This is a genomic window from Rhizobium sp. CF142 (genome assembly GCF_000281145.1).
Lineage (GTDB): Bacteria > Pseudomonadota > Alphaproteobacteria > Rhizobiales > Rhizobiaceae > Rhizobium.
Window position 1 is genome coordinate 75,756 of the sequence record NZ_AJWE01000114.1, and the last position, 15,145, is coordinate 90,900.

General features: G+C 59.2%; 20 protein-coding genes and 1 tRNA gene. 9 read left to right on the plus strand and 12 right to left on the minus strand.

All coding sequences use genetic code 11. From position 1 onward, the window contains the following. Window positions 1-5: 5 nt before the first annotated feature. The 7 genes from PMI11_RS28200 to PMI11_RS28230 all read right to left on the minus strand — a co-directional run bounded on the left by PMI11_RS28200 (window position 6) and on the right by PMI11_RS28230 (window position 6,337). On the minus strand, window positions 6-629 hold the full coding sequence (locus PMI11_RS28200; protein ID WP_007824115.1) for a DUF2799 domain-containing protein: 624 nt from the start codon (window positions 627-629) through the stop codon (window positions 6-8). Window positions 630-752: 123 nt separating this feature from the next. Further along, window positions 753-1,241, minus strand: a complete 489-nt coding sequence (locus tag PMI11_RS28205) for a heme-degrading domain-containing protein (RefSeq protein ID WP_007824116.1) — start codon at window positions 1,239-1,241, stop codon at window positions 753-755. A gap of 110 nt (window positions 1,242-1,351) precedes the next feature. Next, window positions 1,352-2,095 (minus strand): aspartate/glutamate racemase family protein, encoded by a 744-nt coding sequence (locus PMI11_RS28210; protein WP_007824119.1) that lies wholly within the window; start codon window positions 2,093-2,095, stop codon window positions 1,352-1,354. Window position 2,096: 1 nt separating this feature from the next. After that, complete coding sequence (locus PMI11_RS28215) at window positions 2,097-2,918, minus strand: ABC transporter permease (RefSeq protein WP_007824121.1); 822 nt, start codon at window positions 2,916-2,918, stop codon at window positions 2,097-2,099. Window position 2,919: 1 nt separating this feature from the next. Then, complete coding sequence (locus PMI11_RS28220) at window positions 2,920-3,831, minus strand: ABC transporter permease (protein WP_007824123.1); 912 nt, start codon at window positions 3,829-3,831, stop codon at window positions 2,920-2,922. A gap of 89 nt (window positions 3,832-3,920) precedes the next feature. Further along, on the minus strand, window positions 3,921-5,219 hold the full coding sequence (locus PMI11_RS28225; RefSeq protein ID WP_037072416.1) for an ABC transporter substrate-binding protein: 1,299 nt from the start codon (window positions 5,217-5,219) through the stop codon (window positions 3,921-3,923). 29 nt (window positions 5,220-5,248) lie between these two features. Further along, on the minus strand, window positions 5,249-6,337 hold the full coding sequence (locus PMI11_RS28230; protein WP_007824127.1) for an ABC transporter ATP-binding protein: 1,089 nt from the start codon (window positions 6,335-6,337) through the stop codon (window positions 5,249-5,251). A 267-nt stretch (window positions 6,338-6,604) separates the two neighbouring features. Between PMI11_RS28230 and PMI11_RS28235 the strand changes: the two genes are divergently transcribed. Next, entirely contained in the window at window positions 6,605-7,315 is a 711-nt protein-coding gene (locus PMI11_RS28235; RefSeq protein ID WP_007824129.1) for a GntR family transcriptional regulator, read from the plus strand. A gap of 4 nt (window positions 7,316-7,319) precedes the next feature. Here the strand turns inward: PMI11_RS28235 and PMI11_RS28240 are convergent, their stop codons facing one another. Both PMI11_RS28240 and PMI11_RS28245 read right to left on the minus strand, forming a co-directional pair. After that, the gene (locus PMI11_RS28240) at window positions 7,320-7,727 is read right to left on the minus strand and encodes a DUF4174 domain-containing protein (protein WP_007824132.1); all 408 of its coding nucleotides are present in this window, start codon (window positions 7,725-7,727) and stop codon (window positions 7,320-7,322) included. A 95-nt stretch (window positions 7,728-7,822) separates the two neighbouring features. Further along, window positions 7,823-8,206 (minus strand): hypothetical protein, encoded by a 384-nt coding sequence (locus tag PMI11_RS28245; RefSeq protein WP_007824133.1) that lies wholly within the window; start codon window positions 8,204-8,206, stop codon window positions 7,823-7,825. Between the two features lie 321 nt (window positions 8,207-8,527). Here PMI11_RS28245 and PMI11_RS28250 point away from each other — a divergent pair, with 321 nt between their 5' ends. Both PMI11_RS28250 and PMI11_RS28255 read left to right on the plus strand, forming a co-directional pair. Then, window positions 8,528-8,734, plus strand: a complete 207-nt coding sequence (locus PMI11_RS28250) for a hypothetical protein (RefSeq protein WP_007824135.1) — start codon at window positions 8,528-8,530, stop codon at window positions 8,732-8,734. Window positions 8,735-8,972: 238 nt separating this feature from the next. Continuing rightward, complete coding sequence (locus PMI11_RS28255) at window positions 8,973-9,218, plus strand: DUF2934 domain-containing protein (RefSeq protein WP_007824137.1); 246 nt, start codon at window positions 8,973-8,975, stop codon at window positions 9,216-9,218. On the opposite strand, the gene PMI11_RS28260 is transcribed toward PMI11_RS28255, so the two are convergent. Next, a complete protein-coding gene (locus PMI11_RS28260) occupies window positions 9,215-11,143 on the minus strand; it encodes a DUF5054 domain-containing protein (RefSeq protein ID WP_007824142.1) in 1,929 nt (642 codons plus the stop codon). The genes PMI11_RS28255 and PMI11_RS28260 overlap by 4 nt on opposite strands. 376 nt (window positions 11,144-11,519) lie before the next feature. On the opposite strand from PMI11_RS28260, the gene PMI11_RS28265 reads away from it, so the two are divergent. Further along, on the plus strand, window positions 11,520-11,726 hold the full coding sequence (locus PMI11_RS28265) for a hypothetical protein (RefSeq protein ID WP_007824144.1): 207 nt from the start codon (window positions 11,520-11,522) through the stop codon (window positions 11,724-11,726). Window positions 11,727-11,745: 19 nt separating this feature from the next. Here the strand turns inward: PMI11_RS28265 and PMI11_RS28270 are convergent, their stop codons facing one another. Then, window positions 11,746-11,931, minus strand: a complete 186-nt coding sequence (locus PMI11_RS28270) for a hypothetical protein (protein WP_007824145.1) — start codon at window positions 11,929-11,931, stop codon at window positions 11,746-11,748. Between the two features lie 126 nt (window positions 11,932-12,057). On the opposite strand from PMI11_RS28270, the gene PMI11_RS28275 reads away from it, so the two are divergent. The 4 genes from PMI11_RS28275 to PMI11_RS28290 all read left to right on the plus strand — a co-directional run bounded on the left by PMI11_RS28275 (window position 12,058) and on the right by PMI11_RS28290 (window position 14,418). After that, entirely contained in the window at window positions 12,058-12,783 is a 726-nt protein-coding gene (locus PMI11_RS28275; protein WP_007824148.1) for a LuxR family transcriptional regulator, read from the plus strand. A gap of 247 nt (window positions 12,784-13,030) precedes the next feature. Then, complete coding sequence (locus PMI11_RS28280) at window positions 13,031-13,696, plus strand: acyl-homoserine-lactone synthase (RefSeq protein ID WP_007824150.1); 666 nt, start codon at window positions 13,031-13,033, stop codon at window positions 13,694-13,696. Further along, window positions 13,693-13,884, plus strand: a complete 192-nt coding sequence (locus tag PMI11_RS28285) for a hypothetical protein (protein ID WP_007824152.1) — start codon at window positions 13,693-13,695, stop codon at window positions 13,882-13,884. The genes PMI11_RS28280 and PMI11_RS28285 overlap by 4 nt, the downstream gene beginning before the upstream one ends. Before the next feature lie 243 nt (window positions 13,885-14,127). Further along, window positions 14,128-14,418, plus strand: coding sequence for a DUF2934 domain-containing protein (locus tag PMI11_RS28290; RefSeq protein WP_007824154.1), 291 nt, complete (start codon window positions 14,128-14,130; stop codon window positions 14,416-14,418). On the opposite strand, the gene PMI11_RS28295 is transcribed toward PMI11_RS28290, so the two are convergent. Next, window positions 14,373-14,741 carry a response regulator gene (locus PMI11_RS28295; RefSeq protein ID WP_007824159.1) on the minus strand — a complete coding sequence of 123 codons (369 nt, stop codon included), beginning with the start codon at window positions 14,739-14,741 and terminating at the stop codon, window positions 14,373-14,375. The two genes, PMI11_RS28290 and PMI11_RS28295, sit on opposite strands and share 46 nt — an antisense overlap. A gap of 192 nt (window positions 14,742-14,933) precedes the next feature. On the opposite strand from PMI11_RS28295, the gene PMI11_RS28300 reads away from it, so the two are divergent. Then, window positions 14,934-15,009, plus strand: a tRNA-Ile gene (locus tag PMI11_RS28300). Window positions 15,010-15,145: the final 136 nt, after the last annotated feature.

The following is a 15,145-nucleotide window of genomic DNA, read 5'->3' on the forward strand; positions in this document are numbered from 1 at the left end:
AAGCCTCAATAGCCGGGCGCGACCGGCGGCGCTGCGTTCGGGTTCTGCTGGAACCATTGCACCTCAGCGCTCGCGTCATCTAGTTCATCCTCAACGTCGCGCTGCTCTCTGCGAATGCGGCGCATATCGTCTTCGAGATCATCCATCCGCCGGCGGATATCATGCCGGTCCGCATCAGGCGCATCCTTGAGCTTGCGCGACAGGTCGTCGATCTCGGCTTCCTTCGATCCGTAGTCGCCCTGCAGCGAGCTTAGCCGTGATTGTAGCGAATGCTGGCGGTTCCCGAGCGTATAGCCGCGCAGGAAGCCTGCTGCCGTCTCCGGCGGGCAGACATTGGAGTAGCCGTGACCCGCCTGCCCGTGCATCAGGCCGCTCATTGGCGTGCAATAGCGCACGAGACCCGCCTGATAACCCTGATACCAGATCGTCTGATCGGGCACGATCTTCACCCGCTCGCAGGATTTGGCATGCGCTGCAAAACGCTCCTGCGGTTCGTATCCGGCAGCCCCGTCGGATTCACCGATCACCCGCCAGTCAGCGGCGACGCATTCTTCCTTCGAAAGCGTATTGCAGGAGGCGAGGAAAAGGCTGAAACCAATGGCAGCAAAGGCAAAGAGAAAACGTAACATGATGTCCCGGCAGCAAGTCACAAAACCGGGCGCACCTTATCGTCACGAAATACGACCGTCACCGGGAACGGATCGCGATCTTGCAGTTTCCGTGGCTTTTATTTGTCAAAAATGCGGCAGGCTTCACGCAAGCCGCAGGCTTTCGAGATCCTTCGCCAGGATCAGCGCCAGGGCCTCGACCGCGAGATTGTGGTCGTCGCGCTGCGGCAGGCCGGATACGGTGACGGCGCCGATGCAGCCCGTGCCCCTGACATTGATCGGGAAGCTGCCGCCATGCGGGGCATAATCAGCGGGAGGAAGCCCGTTGTCCTCAACCGTCTTGCCTTCCTTCTGGAGCTTGAGGCCGGAGGCATAGCTGCTGCGGAAATAGCGGAACACCATGTTGCGCTTGCGGCGGACCCAATTGACATTGTCAGGGGTCACACCCGGCAGGGCCGCATAGAAGACCGGCATGGAATGCAGCGTGATATCGATGGCAATGCCGAGGCCGCGCTCGGTAGCGAGTTCCTGCAAGAGCTTGCCAAGCTGCCATGCAGTCGTCAGATCGAAGGCATCGAAGCTCAGTGCCTTTTCCTGTTCCGCGATACGGATCAGATCTTCGTCGATCGACATGGCACGGCTCTCCTCTCAGCGTGATGATCGGCTGTGACAATTCTCACGCAAGGGGGAAAAGTAAAGCAGAAACTTGGCACTATGCACCGTCAAGAGCTTCGGTGCGATGCTCATCCGACTGCCCGGATCGGCGCAAAACCGCTCATAGCGCCGGTGAAATGTTTCGGCAGCGGCGAGGCATAGGAGCCGCGCTTGCTGGTCGAAAGACCGAGCGACACCAGCGCTTCCGCCTGCTTGACGGCGGCCGCGACCCCATCGATGACGGGCACGCCGTAGATATCCTGCAACTCGCGCGCCAGATCCGTCATGCCGGCGCAGCCGAGCACGATCGCCTCCGCACCGTCTTCGGAAAGCGCCCGTTCGATTTCCGCTCTCAGCTTGCCGATCGCGCCAGACGCAGCATCTTCCAGCTCCAGCACCGGAATATCCGATGCCCTCACCTTCGCACGACTGCCCATGCCATAGCGGCGCACGAGATTATCGATCAGCACCCGGGACCGCTCCAGCGTCGTCACCACCGTAAAGCGCTGGGCAAGGAAGCCTGCGGTAGCGACAGCGGATTCGCAGAGCCCGAGAACAGGCACATCAGCGAAGGTGCGCGCGGCGTCGAGCCCCGTATCGTCGAAGCAGGCGACGATCGCCGCATCGTAACCGGCCTCCTGCCGTTCTTTCAGCTCCGTCAGCAGACCCGGGATGGCAAGCGCCCCGTCATAATGCCCCTCGATGGAAACCGGCCCCATGCGCGAGGTCGCGGCGATGATCTCGGTGCCGACAGCGGCGACCGCACGCGCGGCGGTCGCTGCCTTCTCGGTCATGGAAGCAGTCGTATTGGGATTAACGATCAATATGCGCATGTCAGCGGGTCTTTGCCTGCCGCCGGCCAAGCATCGTCATGATGCCGAGTGCGACGAGAATGATGGTGAAGGAGAAGAGCGTCGTAACCGTGCCGAGCGCATAGAGCACCGGCGTCGTGACGTTCGTGGTCATGCCGTAGATTTCGAGCGGCAGCGTATTGTAGGTGCCGGACGTCATCAGCGTGCGGGCGAACTCATCATAGGAGAGCGTAAAGCCGAACAGGCCGACGCCGATCAGGCTCGGCGCGATCATCGGCAACACGACATGGCGAAAGGTCTGCCAGGAGGTCGCCCCGAGATCGCGCGCGGCCTCCTCATAGGCTAGAGAAAAGCGATTGAAGACGGCAAACATGATCAGAACGCCGAACGGCAGCGTCCAGGTCAGATGCGCGCCAAAGGCCGAGGAATACCAGGCGGGCCGTATTCCACCCTGCTGGAAAACCACGCCGATGCCGAGCGAGATGATAATCGATGGCACGACGAGGCTTGCAACCGTCGCGTAAAACAATACCGACGAGCCGCGAAAACGCCGCCGAAATGCAAGGCCCGCCATCAGCGAGACGACGACGGTTACCACCATCACCATCAGGCCGAGAATGAAGGATCGCTGGAAGGAGGCACCGAAATCACCGACCGCCTGCTTTTCGAAGAGATTGAAGAACCAGTGCGTCGAAACGCCGTTCAGCGGGAAAGTCAAACCGCCATCTGGCCCCTGAAAGGAAAGGATGACGATCGCCGAAAGCGGCCCGTAGAGAAAGAGCACGAAAAGGCCGAAGAAGGCGGCAAGTACGTAGAATTCGAGGGAGCGTTTTTCTCGGTTCATCTCAGAGCTCCTTGCGGATATCGACGACGCGCAGGATCGCAGCGACCATCATCAGCACGACCACCAGGAGCACGACCGCGTTGGCGGCAGCGGCCGGATATTGCAGCAGCGACATCTGGTTCTTCATCATCAGCGCCACGGAGGCGCTCTGCCCGCCGGACATGACCTGCACGGTGGAGAAGTCAGCCATGACGAGTGTGACGACGAAGATCGTGCCGATCGCCATGCCGGGCTTGGCAAGCGGGATCACCACATTCCACAGCACCTGCCAGCCGGAAGCACCGGCATCACGCGCCGCTTCGAACAGCGAGCGGTCAATGCGCATCAGCGTGTTGAAGATCGGCGTGACCATAAAGAGCGTGTAGAGATGCACCATGGCGAGCACTACGGCGAAATCGGAATAGAGCAGCCATTCCACCGGCTGCGGCACGATGCCCATCTCCACCAGCGCCGAATTGACGAGGCCGTTGCGCCCGAGCACAGGAATCCAGGAGATCATGCGGATGATGTTCGACGTCATGAAGGGCACGGTGCAGACGAGGAAAAGGATCATCTGCGTCGAAGTCTTGCGGATATGGAAGGCCAGGAAATAGGCGACCCAGAAGCCGATGCAGAGCGTCAGCCCCCAGACGATGACGGTGAATTTCAGCGTGTTGAGATAGGTCTTCCACGTCACCCATGAACCGAGCGTGTCGGTATAGTTCATGGTCAGGAAGTCGGGATAGATACCGGCGAAATCATAGTCCCAGAAACTGACAACCGCGATCATCAGGATCGGCAGGATGAAGAAGAAGCCCAGAATGGCGATCAGCGGCGTCGCCTGCAGATAGGAGATCGCCCATGGCGCAAGCCGGAAGGAGCGTTTGGGCGCCTCCGCTGCCGGTATCGTCTGCTCTGAAGCGATCGTGGCCATTCTTCCCCCTTCGGAAATCTGCCCTGTCGGAATAGGGAGGGATCGGTGAAGACCCCTCCCCAACCCTCCCAAGCGGGAGGGGGTTTTGCTTAAGCCGCGATGAACTCGTTCCAGCGGCGGACCATGTAGCGGTCTTCGTCCATGACGGAGTTCCAGCAGGCGATGTGGCCGATACGGTCTTCGAAGGAGCCGCCGTCGCGAACCGAGCCGGCCTTCTCCATGACCTTGCCTTCCGGCGAGAGGATGTCGCCCTGTGCCGGCTTACCTTCCATCCAGTAGCCCCATTCGTCGGCGGTCATGAAACCCTTGGCGGTTTCAAGGCAGGCCGAGTAATAGCCCTGGCGGTTGAGATAGGCGCCGACCCAGCCGGACGTGTACCAGTTGATGTACTCATAGGCGGCATCGAGCTGCGCGCCCTTGAGGTGCGCAGCAAGGCCGAGACCGCCGCCCCATGCGCGGTAGCCTTCCTTGAGCGGCTGGAAGGTGCAGGCAATGCCCTTCGAGCGGACGGCAGCAACGGCCGGCGACCACATGGACTGGATGACGACCTCGCCCGAAGCCATCAGGTTGACCGACTCGTCGAAGCTCTTCCAGAAGGCGCGGAACTGGCCATCGCCCTTGGTCTTGATCAGGAATTCGATCGTCTTGTCGATCTCTTCCTTGGTCATGTTGCCCTTGTCGGCATATTTGATCTTGCCGGAGGCTTCAGCGATCATTGCCGCATCCATGATGCCGATCGACGGCACGTTGATGATGGCCGTCTTGCCCTTATAGGCCGGATCGAGAATGTCGGCCCAGGAGGTGATTTCGCGGCCGGTCAGGTCAGGGCGAATGCCGAGCGTATCGGCATTGTAGATCGTCGGCATCATCGTGAACCACTGGGTCTGCTCCTTGGCGAACTTCTTGGAGTCCTGCGCCTCGACGAAGCCGACGGTGTGCGGCGCCGTGCCCTGGGCAATCGTGCTGTCCGCCTTCAGCTTGCCGGTCGTGAAGATCGGCACGACCTTGTCGAAATACTTGAGCTTCTTGACGTCCATCGGCTGCAGAACGCCGGTCGGGAACACCTTCTTGCAGATCCAGTATTCGATATCGGCAATGTCGTAGCTGTCAGGCTGGGTGACGGCGCGCTGGGCAGCAGCGTCGGAATCCGTCGCAGTCATTTCCAGCGTGATGCCGAGGTCCTGCTTGCACTTCTCGGCGATCGCATTGATGTTCGAAACGCCGGTACCGAACTGGCGAAGCGTGATGTTGGACTGCGCCCAGATGGTCGGGAAGCCGGTGATGGCGCCCGAACCGGCGATAGCGCCGACGGCGGCAGCACCCGTCTTCAGAAGCGAGCGGCGGGAAATTCCCTTTTCCGCCTTGGTGGTTTTCGTTTCAGTCGTCATGGCAGTTCCCCTTTTCTTGATACTGAAGTTCATGCGGAAACGCGGCCAAGGAGGACGGCATCCTCCAAAGCCCAACTCAAAGACACCGCATCGCCGACCGAGACCGGGCTGGCGAAGTAATCGCTGTCGCTTGCGATGACGGTGAAATCGTCGCTGCCAGCTCCGAAGACGGTGATCTTCACCGAGGAGCCGCGATATTCGATATTGGAGACGATGCCGTTGAAGCCGAGGGTCCACTCGGTCGCCACCTGAAGGCGTACGCGGTCGGTGCGGATGCCGATATCAACAGGCTCGCCGACCTCCCTGCCCGTCCCGCGTACGGAAAAGCTCTGCCCTTCCGGCACCGTCATCACGATCACGCCATTCTCGCTCGATGTGACGCGGCCAGAGAGCACGTTGTGATCGCCCATGAAGCGGGCGACGAAGGCGGTTGCCGGTTTTTCGAATACTTGCCGCGGTGACGCCGCCTGTTCGATCTTGCCGTCATTCATGATGACGATGATATCGGCGAGCGCCATCGCCTCTTCCTGGCTGTGCGTCACATGCACGAAGGTGATGCCGAGCGTCTTCTGCAGCTTCTTCAGTTCCGCCCGCATGCGGATCTTCAGGAACGGGTCGAGTGCGGAAAGCGGCTCATCGAGCAGCAGCGCCTCCGGATCGGTGATCAGTGCGCGCGCCAATGCGACACGCTGCTGCTGGCCGCCGGAAAGCTGCGCCGGCCGCCTGCTGGCATAGGCCTCCATCTGCATCAGCTTCAGCATCTCCAGCGCCTTGGCGCGGCGCTCATCCTTGTCGACACCCTTCATCTTCAGGCTGAAGGCGACGTTGTCGATGAGGTCGAGATGCGGAAACAGCGCATAGGACTGGAACATCATCGCCGTGCCACGTTTTGCCGGCGGGAAATCGGTGACAACGACATTGCCGAGACGGATATCGCCCGATGAAATGCTCTCGTGACCCGCGATCATGCGCAGCGTCGAGGTCTTGCCGCAGCCTGACGGACCCAGGAAGCAGCAATAAGAACCGGCCGGGATTTTCAGGCTGATGGCATGGACCGCCGTGGTCGCGCCATAGACCTTGGAAACGGATGCTATATCGATCTCTGCCGCTTTCGACATCGTGTCTTCCCCTGTTCGAGAAAGACGATGCATCTGCCGTGCCAATTTGATCACCGCATCTCAAACCCTTGCAAATCATGAACTTTTCATGACAGCATGCCGATCGGCGAAATCTCGGGCACTTTTCGCACTGCACACAAAATGGGCTTTCGTCCTCAATTCGTGCAGAAAATCGTATACAATTTGACCTCTGTTATGAGAACAAATTCTATTTAACTTTTGAGACGAAGGCGGCTATGGTTTGCTGACATCAAGGAAACCGATTTCATGAAATCCGCCGCCAGCGCCATGAGCCACGACGACACCCAGGAAACGGGCGTCCCGCAGATCCGCGATGCAATCAGGGAGGCTATCGTCGAGCGGCGCCTGTCACCCGGCACGAAACTGTCGGAAAGCGATGTCGGCAATCTCTTCAATGTTAGCCGCACGCTGGCGCGCGCCGCCTTGCAGGCGCTTGCCTACGAAGGTCTCGTCAGCGTGGAGAAAAACCGCGGTGCCTTCGTTGCCTATCCCTCACCGGAAGAGGCCCGGCAGATTTTCGCAGCCCGCCGTCTGGTCGAGCCCGGCATCCTGCGGGACGCGGCCGCCCGCATCACTCCCTCGGATATCCAGCATCTCAAGCAATTGCTTCTGGAAGAGGGCCGGCTGATGAGCGAGCGCGGCCAGACCGCCAGACGGGCCGAAATCAAGGCATCAGGCGATTTCCACCTGACACTCGCCGCGATCTCCGGCAACGCCATCATGCAGCGCTTCATGGAAGAACTGGTCGCCCGCTCGTCGCTGGTCATTGCCCTCTACGGCCAGTCGACGGTCTCGAGCTGCGGCCATTCCGAACACGGCGATATCATCGACGCGATCGAGAGCAAGGAGCTCGACCGTGCCTGCCATCTGATGCTTCACCATATTGCTCATATCGAGGCGGACCTCGATCTGCGCGAACGCAAGAGCCTCGGCCTCAAGGAAGCATTCGAACTCTGATAGCTCAGTGGCTCGGCGGCGAGATATCAGCTGCGCGGCTGATATCCTCCACGCTCATCGGCTCGCTGGAGCGCATCTTCACTTTGCCGTCAATGCCGACCAGCACGAGCCCGAATTCGCCGCTGAGCGGCCCCTGAAGCTCATCGCGCAGCTCGTCGGCATCAAGGTCGCTCCCATCCTCGAAAAACGAGAATGCGCCGCCGCCGGCGATCGTGAAAACCTCGATATCATCTTCGATTAGCCGCATCTGTGATTTGCGCAGCAATTCGTCTTGAACGATCGGCCTGTCGTCCTCGGCATCCGCAAAGACGATCAGAACTTTCTTTTCACCGAGAAACTGTTCCAGCGATCGCGGCAGATGCGCCTCGCGAACGCCCGTTCCCATAATTTCGTGTAGAATGGATCTCAACATGGTGCTCATTCCTTCTCTGCCTGTTTCAACGGCTGGAAATGAGCAGGGTTCCCCGCGAGGAATAGGATCGCGGCCAATGCCGCGATCCCGAATGCCTATTCGCGGGGTTCCGCTTCGGATGCGCGCGCCGAAAGCGCGACGATATCAGGCGTGCCATTGGCAAGAAGGCGCTTGCGCACCAGAACGCGCATGACGCGCGCCGCCGTGGAGAAGGTCATCTGGTCCAGTGGTCCCTCGCCTTCCCAGGGCTTGGTCAGCCGTTCCGTGACGGCGCTGACGATATTGGCTGGGACGATATCGGTGCATTCGCGCATGGCTTCGAAAACGAAGCTGATAGGGATGACCCTACCTTCATAGGTGACGATCGGCTCCGTCAATTCGCTGTCCCATTCCTCATAGGCGTAAAGCGCCTCACGGAAGAGCTGCTGCAGGGTAAACGGTGCATGTCCGTTGTGAAGTGGCGGCAGTGCATTCATCATGTCTGTCTCCTCTGATGGATTTAGCCAGCTTCCTCAAGATCCGGTCCGGATCGACGCGGAAACAACGCTCGGCTCCTCCTTCGGACCGGATACACGATTCATTTTATAGAGTAACACACGTGTGATAAAGCCATTTCTGCCCACCCCACCCGGCCGCAACATCTAACCGATTGAAATTCATTGAGACTTACAGTCATTTTTTTGCAGTCGCAGCGCGCAAAACCGGCATTTTCAGCTCTAGGCTCCTACCGGAAGGCCAAATCTGGAACCTTTAACGTGCTGGTCGGTTTTACCTCGGCAATCAGCCTGGGGAGAAATGCAATGACGCAAATTCGCCAACCCGAACGACGCAGCCGGACGCTGCGCGGACGTCCCTACAGTCTTAACGAATTCGCCGCCAAATATGGCTTGAGAAACGAGCAGGCAGAAAGCCTGTACACCCGCTTCGGCCCCTCCTCGGTCGAACTGGACCTGCTGATGGCCGCCAAACGCCGTCCACCAATGTTACCAGATCGCATCAGCGAATGAGGCAAGCCCCAGACAATCGTCTCCGCGCTCTGCGACAAAATTTCACAAAATGTGTCGGGAACACATGTCAGGTGAAATCGTTCTTCCGGTAGGCATGGCAAAACGCCATGCCGCCCCCATCGAAAATGCCGGCAGATTGCCGACCCCTTCTACAAGATGAGCTTGAGGTACCGCTTCGGCGGAGGCCATCCGTGTGGAATCGATTGGAGGGAAAAGATCGGCCAAGAAGGACGGAACGATGAGCAACACCTCCCGGCATGAGTGGATATGCAAGCGAGCCTACGCGATCTGGGAAATGGAAGGCAGTCCGTATGGCCGCGATGCCGAACATTGGCTCCAGGCAACAGCCGAACGCGAACGGCTGGAACGTACGCGTGCCTCGACGGATGGCAATGAAGTCCTCGTCAAATTCCCGAAAACGCCCCAAGCACCCAGGCCGGCAGTTACCGCCACCCCACGCCAGAGGCTGTCGCGCACCGGTTAATCCAGAGTGATCCTGAACCGAGCGGAGAAATCACCTTCCCACCACATCGGGAAGTTGGTTCCCCACTTGTTGTTATGCAGGTTGAAGCGGATTCCATCGTCGAAATCCGGCAAGCCTTTGCAAAAGGACATGAAATCCCAGCTCTGCGGCGCAACCAGCGGCGTATCGAGGGGCTCGATGACGAGCGCTCCTGCATCCCCAAATTCGCCGCTGACAGCATTGACCGCCTGTAGCTGCGCGCCGCCGGACCCGGCGAAATTGCCGGACCGGTGCCACAGCCCCATCTTCCTGAAGGCCCAGTCCTTTGCGCCATCAGGCGTGAACGACAGGAAACTCGCCTCCGGCATGCGATTGGCCGGCTTGTCGCGCAGTGAGAGACGCAGTTGCAGGGCACTGTCATCAGCCGAAAATTCCACGGCGATCTGGCGTGGCGCCCCGAACCGCTCGACCGCTTCGGCCGGCATGGACAAGAGAACTCCACCCTCGCCCGCACCTTCCAGGCTCGGCACAAAAACCTTCGAAAGCGCAGCATCCGAACGGCCAAGCCCAGGCTTGTCGTGATCGAGCACTGCCCATTCCTGCCGATGTGTCAGATAGCTGTCCATATGCCTGTTGACGTCGGCAGCGTCGTAGCTCTCATAGCGATAGGCGATCAGCGAGCCGTTGCGTCCGGCAATCCGTCGCCCCCGTGGTGATGTGAGCGCCATGACATCGCCCGTCACCTCATCAAGCTCGATCGACCAGCCGCCGGCAATCAGGCGGGTCTCGCGGTTCGTACTGCCGACGAGCGTCGGCGCGAAGAGTTCTGCGAGCACGGCCTGCGCCTGCTGCTGGTCATCGGCATCGAGTTCGGCGACGGCCTGATCAATATAGCCGCGCTGCTCATCCCATGACGCCTCGGTATAGGCGAAACGGTAATCCGTTTTGCGCGCGGCGTTGAAATCGGCTTTTGCCCAAGCCTTGTCGTCGCGCAGATAGGATTTAATATCCACCCCGCACGTATGCTCCGCCACCATGGCAAGCCCGCGGCCGAAGGCGAGCCTGCGCGAATTGAGCCCCTCGCCCGCAAAGCGGTCATAAAGCCGCTGCAGGGCCAGAAATTTCGCTGTCTTCAAGGGGTCGGCGGCGCTGCCATGGATCCAGCTATCGCCCAACTCCAGCTCCAGCACTGGGAAACGCTCGCGCTTTTCCCAGAGGATCGCGCCATAATCCTCCAGCGTCGCCGCGCGGATGACCGCGTCAGGCTGCAGGCGACGCATATCGCGATACGCTTCTGCCGTCTGCGGCACGCTCTGCGGGCCGATATTGTCCTGCGTATGCGCAAAGCTGAGCCCGTCGTCGAAATCTTCGGGGAAATAGGTCTCGCCGTACGAGCGCTGATACATGACGACGACTTCGGCACCATCAGGCGCGCGCCAGCGAAAGATGTCAGGCACGTCTGGCGGCGGTGAAGCCGTGTTGACGCCGAGATGCAGGAAGCGGATGCCAGCCTCGGCAAGCAACGGCACCATGCCGAGTGTGTGGCCGGGAACGTCGGTCATCTTCGCCGCTATCGTCTGCTTGCCGAAACGGCGGTCGAGCTCCTGCGAATAGGAAAGGCCTGCTCGGAACAGGTCTGACGACATCAGCTCCGTATGGGTGGTGAACGGCAGCCCGTGCCAGCGGATGAGCCCGCGTTCGATCGCCTGTTCCAGTGCTGCGACCTCGGCAGGCGAGCGCGAATTCAGATGATCCCAGATCAGCCACGCACCTGTTGTCCAGATGAACTTGGGCTCTTCAGGGTTTTCGGCATAAAAATGCGCACCGGTCTCGATCGCCTGCGGAATGAAGCGCTCGTGATATTGACGGCGAACCTTCTCGGCATGGTCGGTGAAACCGATATCGAGATGGGTCTTGAAGACCAGGTGCACGCGCTTTTCTGTCATCTGCATTCCGCTAGATCAGTCCTGCCGTCGTCAAGCAGCTCTCATGAGACGCAACGCAAATGATTTTGCATTCGACACGCAATCCCGATGCCCTCCCAATATGGCACAATGGCATTTTGTGTAATCGTTTCCACAAAAACCTTTGCGCTTTGTGGTAACGATCCGTCAAGCATATTTGCTTGAGCAGCCCCGAATATGCTGGATATTTCATCAAGCTGGACTCTGCCCACCTTGCTTCCGGCAGGCAACGCAAATTAAGTGGCTACAAAATGTGAAAACGTGTTCATAGGCCATTAACCTGACTGACCAAGGCGTTGAACTCGCGATACACTTGTCATCTTGCTGCCTTACACGACATAGCCCGGACCTCTTGCCAATGGCCTCCATGATCGAAATCACCGTCCATGTCCCGCGTTCCGATCAGGCGCACGAATTCCTTCTCCCGCGCGAGATTGCGCTGGGAGATTCCAACACGGCCTTATCCGGGCGGGCCGATTTTCTGGCAGTTGCGCGGCGTCAAAATGGCGCCGCGACCTGTCCGGCAAGCACTTGCCGATCCCGTCTCGAAGAAATGCGTGACTGATGTAGCGATAAAGGAGCGATTATTTCTCTTCGCAGAGCGTCCGGTGAACCTCTGTCCAGAACAAGGCGAGCAACGTATCGCCGTTGCGCTCGGCGACGAGCGCGCGGATTAGCGCCTCGGAGCCAGCCATGTCCTGCCAGCTCGATCTCAGCCCTTTGGCTGCCTGATGGCACTCGGCGATATCGAACGTTCTCTTGCTGTCCATCTGGAGCCTCCCCGAAAAAGGCGCTAACAGACGGATCTGGAAAAGTCATTCCCCGCATATGTGGGGATGCCTTGTATTTTTGACATTCCTCGCGGTAGGATTGAACGGTTTGAGACAGGCGGCACGATGACGGAAAATAGTTATTCCCAAAAGTTCGAAACCGTTTTCGAACAGATCAAGGCTGCGATCAATGTCGATGCTTCCATCCGCATTTTCCAGGCGGAGTATGCCGTTGACTATGTCACCTATCACCTCGCTCAGACCATTGCGGCAAAGATCGACGCCCCTTTCGTGCGCACCACCTATCCGGATGCCTGGGTGTCACGCTATCTGCTCAACAGCTATGTGAAGGTCGATCCGATCGTCAAACAGGGCTTCGAGCGTCAGCTGCCCTTCGACTGGAGCGAGGTGGAGCCGACGCCGGAAGCCTATGCCATGCTCGTCGACGCCCAGAAGCACGGGATCGGCGGCAACGGCTATTCGATCCCCGTTGCCGACAAGGCGCAGCGTCGCGCGCTGCTTTCGATCAATGCCCGCATTCCGCTCGATGATTGGACCGCCATGGTCAAGCTCTATCGCAATGAGTGGATCGAGATCGCCCATGTCATCCATCGGAAGGCCATCTACGAGCTTCACGGCGAGAATGACCCGGTGCCGGCTCTTTCCCCGCGCGAAATCGAATGTCTGCATTGGACGGCGCTCGGCAAGGACTACAAGGACATCGCCGTCATCCTCGGCATTTCCGAGCATACGACTCGCGACTACCTGAAAACCGCCCGCTTCAAGCTCGGCTGCGCCACGATTTCCGCTGCCGCCTCGCGGGCCGTGCAGCTGCGCATCATCAACCCCTAGAACTTCCCGACCAGATTGGAGCCTTCTGCCGGCTTAAACGTCGGACGTACCGGAAGGTATGCCCTTCTCCATCAGTTTCTGCCCTGGCGAGAGCCTGCTCTGCAGAATGCTCCGCGCTGACCAGACGCGGCTTCAGCCGACCCCCCCATATGCGGGGGCTCATCTGTAGGCACCCATATGAGGGAATTTCCGATACCGCCGTCCTGAACCATTCTGCCCTCACGAACCCAACACGCTGGAGGGCAAAATGTTCGTTATCATTCAGGCACATGAGTATCAGAAATACGCTTTCATACTCGACCAGATGTTCCGCCTGCGCAAGAAAGTCTTTGCGGACACCCTTGGCTGGAACGTTCCGGTAATCGGCCCCTTCGAGCGCGACAGCTATGACTCGCTCTGCCCGGCCTATCTCGTCTGGTGCGACGAAACCCGCACCCGCCTTTATGGCGGCATGCGCTTGATGCCGACGACCGGACCGACGCTCCTCTACGACGTCTTCCGCGCAACCTTCCCGCAGGCAGCCAATCTCGTCGCTCCCGGCATCTGGGAAGGCACCCGCATGTGCATCGACGAGGAAGCAATTTCCGACGATTTTCCCGATGTCGATGCCGGCCGCGCCTTCTCCATGCTGCTGCTCGCGCTCTGCGAATGCGCCCTCGATCACGGCATCCACACCATGATCTCCAACTACGAACCCCACCTGAAACGCGTCTACAAGCGCGCCGGCGCCGAGGTCGATGAACTCGGCCGCGCCGACGGCTACGGCAAATATCCGGTCTGCTGCGGCGCCTTCGAAGTTTCCGAACGCGTGCTGGACAGGATGCGTGCATCCCTCGGCATCGATACCCCCCTCTACACCCGCTACGTCCCGACGCGTTCCGTCGTGACGCAATTCCTGGAGATGGCAGCATGAACCGCTTGAGTGAAACCACCGTACAAAAAGATATCGGTGCGTTGGAACGACATATCCTCGCATCCCGCGATATCGCCACGCAGATGGGAGACCCCTTCCTCTCCTATCTCCTCTCGATGGCCCTCTTCACGATCTATGAGAAGAAGGCGCATCAGGAAAACGACCTGCTGAAGAGCAGCTATAACTAAGCAATTCCAGCAAAAGTGCTTGAGCGTTTTGCGTCCGGAATTGCGTGAAAACAAAGAGGTAGAGCATTTCCGTGACTCGAAGAAAAATGGAAATGCTCTAACAGCTCCCCCGGGGGCCAGCGGCCGGGCTTGAAGCAGACCTCCCCTTCAGGCTCGGCTGCGCCTCCCGATCTCCGGCGCCTCGCCGGAACATTCGGCTCCCCGGCCGGTTTTGCGATGATCGAAAAAACAGGGGAGATGGCCATGACGGAGCGGAATGAAGACCGCGTGCGCCAGCGCGCCTACGCAATCTGGGAAGAGCAAGGCAGACCGGATGGCGAAGATTTATGCCACTGGAGCGATGCCGAAGCCGAATTGCGCGGCGAAACGGCAAAGGCCAACGAACAGGCTCGCAAGCAGATCGAAGAAACCGAAGCTGCGACCAGGGCAACGGGCGCTCCCATCCCGCCCCCTCGATGGCGAGCCCCGATTGATTGCTCTGGCTGGAGCTACCGCGTCATGGAAGCGATCGTCGAAATCAAGGCCTCGTGCTGATAGGGTTTCGGCAGGAAAGCGGTGTTGGCCGGCAGAGACATGGGATCGAGCCGCACCAGGCCCGAGGTGATGATGATGCCGATATTCGGCCGCATCGCCCTCACCCGCTTGGCGAGCTGTATGCCATCCATCGAACCGGCCATGTTGACGTCGGTGAAGAGGACATCGACATCATCGCGGGTCTTCAGAACCACCATTGCCTCATCCGCGCTCCCAGCCTCGAGCGCCACATGCCCCACCTCTTCGAGCACATCCAGAATATTGAACCTGATCAGCGGCTCATCTTCGACGATGAGCACCACGGCACCTTGGGAAGCCACCATTCTACGATTGCCCTCTTCAGATCCACCCTGACAGGAGTAAATGTAGCCCGCGTGCGAAGGTTCCAGAGGGCAAACCGGAAATATGCATCGTCCACAGATGCTTGCGCTCATGGCTTGTGACTGTCCCGGATTTGCGTTAAGCGGACAAAAGCCGCGGGTGCCATTGCCCCGGCTGACCGCACCCCGGGTGCCGGGCCTGTAGCTCAATGGTTAGAGCCGGCGGCTCATAACCGCTTGGTTGGGGGTTCGAGTCCCTCCGGGCCCACCATTTTTGTTCGTCGCCACACCAAGCTAGACTTTCGTCACACAGATCCAGATTGTCGCCACAGAAGTTGGGATTCTAGTGGTTTGCGGTCATGCTGATATACCAATCAGAAGCTCAAGATTTCAAATTCGTCTGAGCA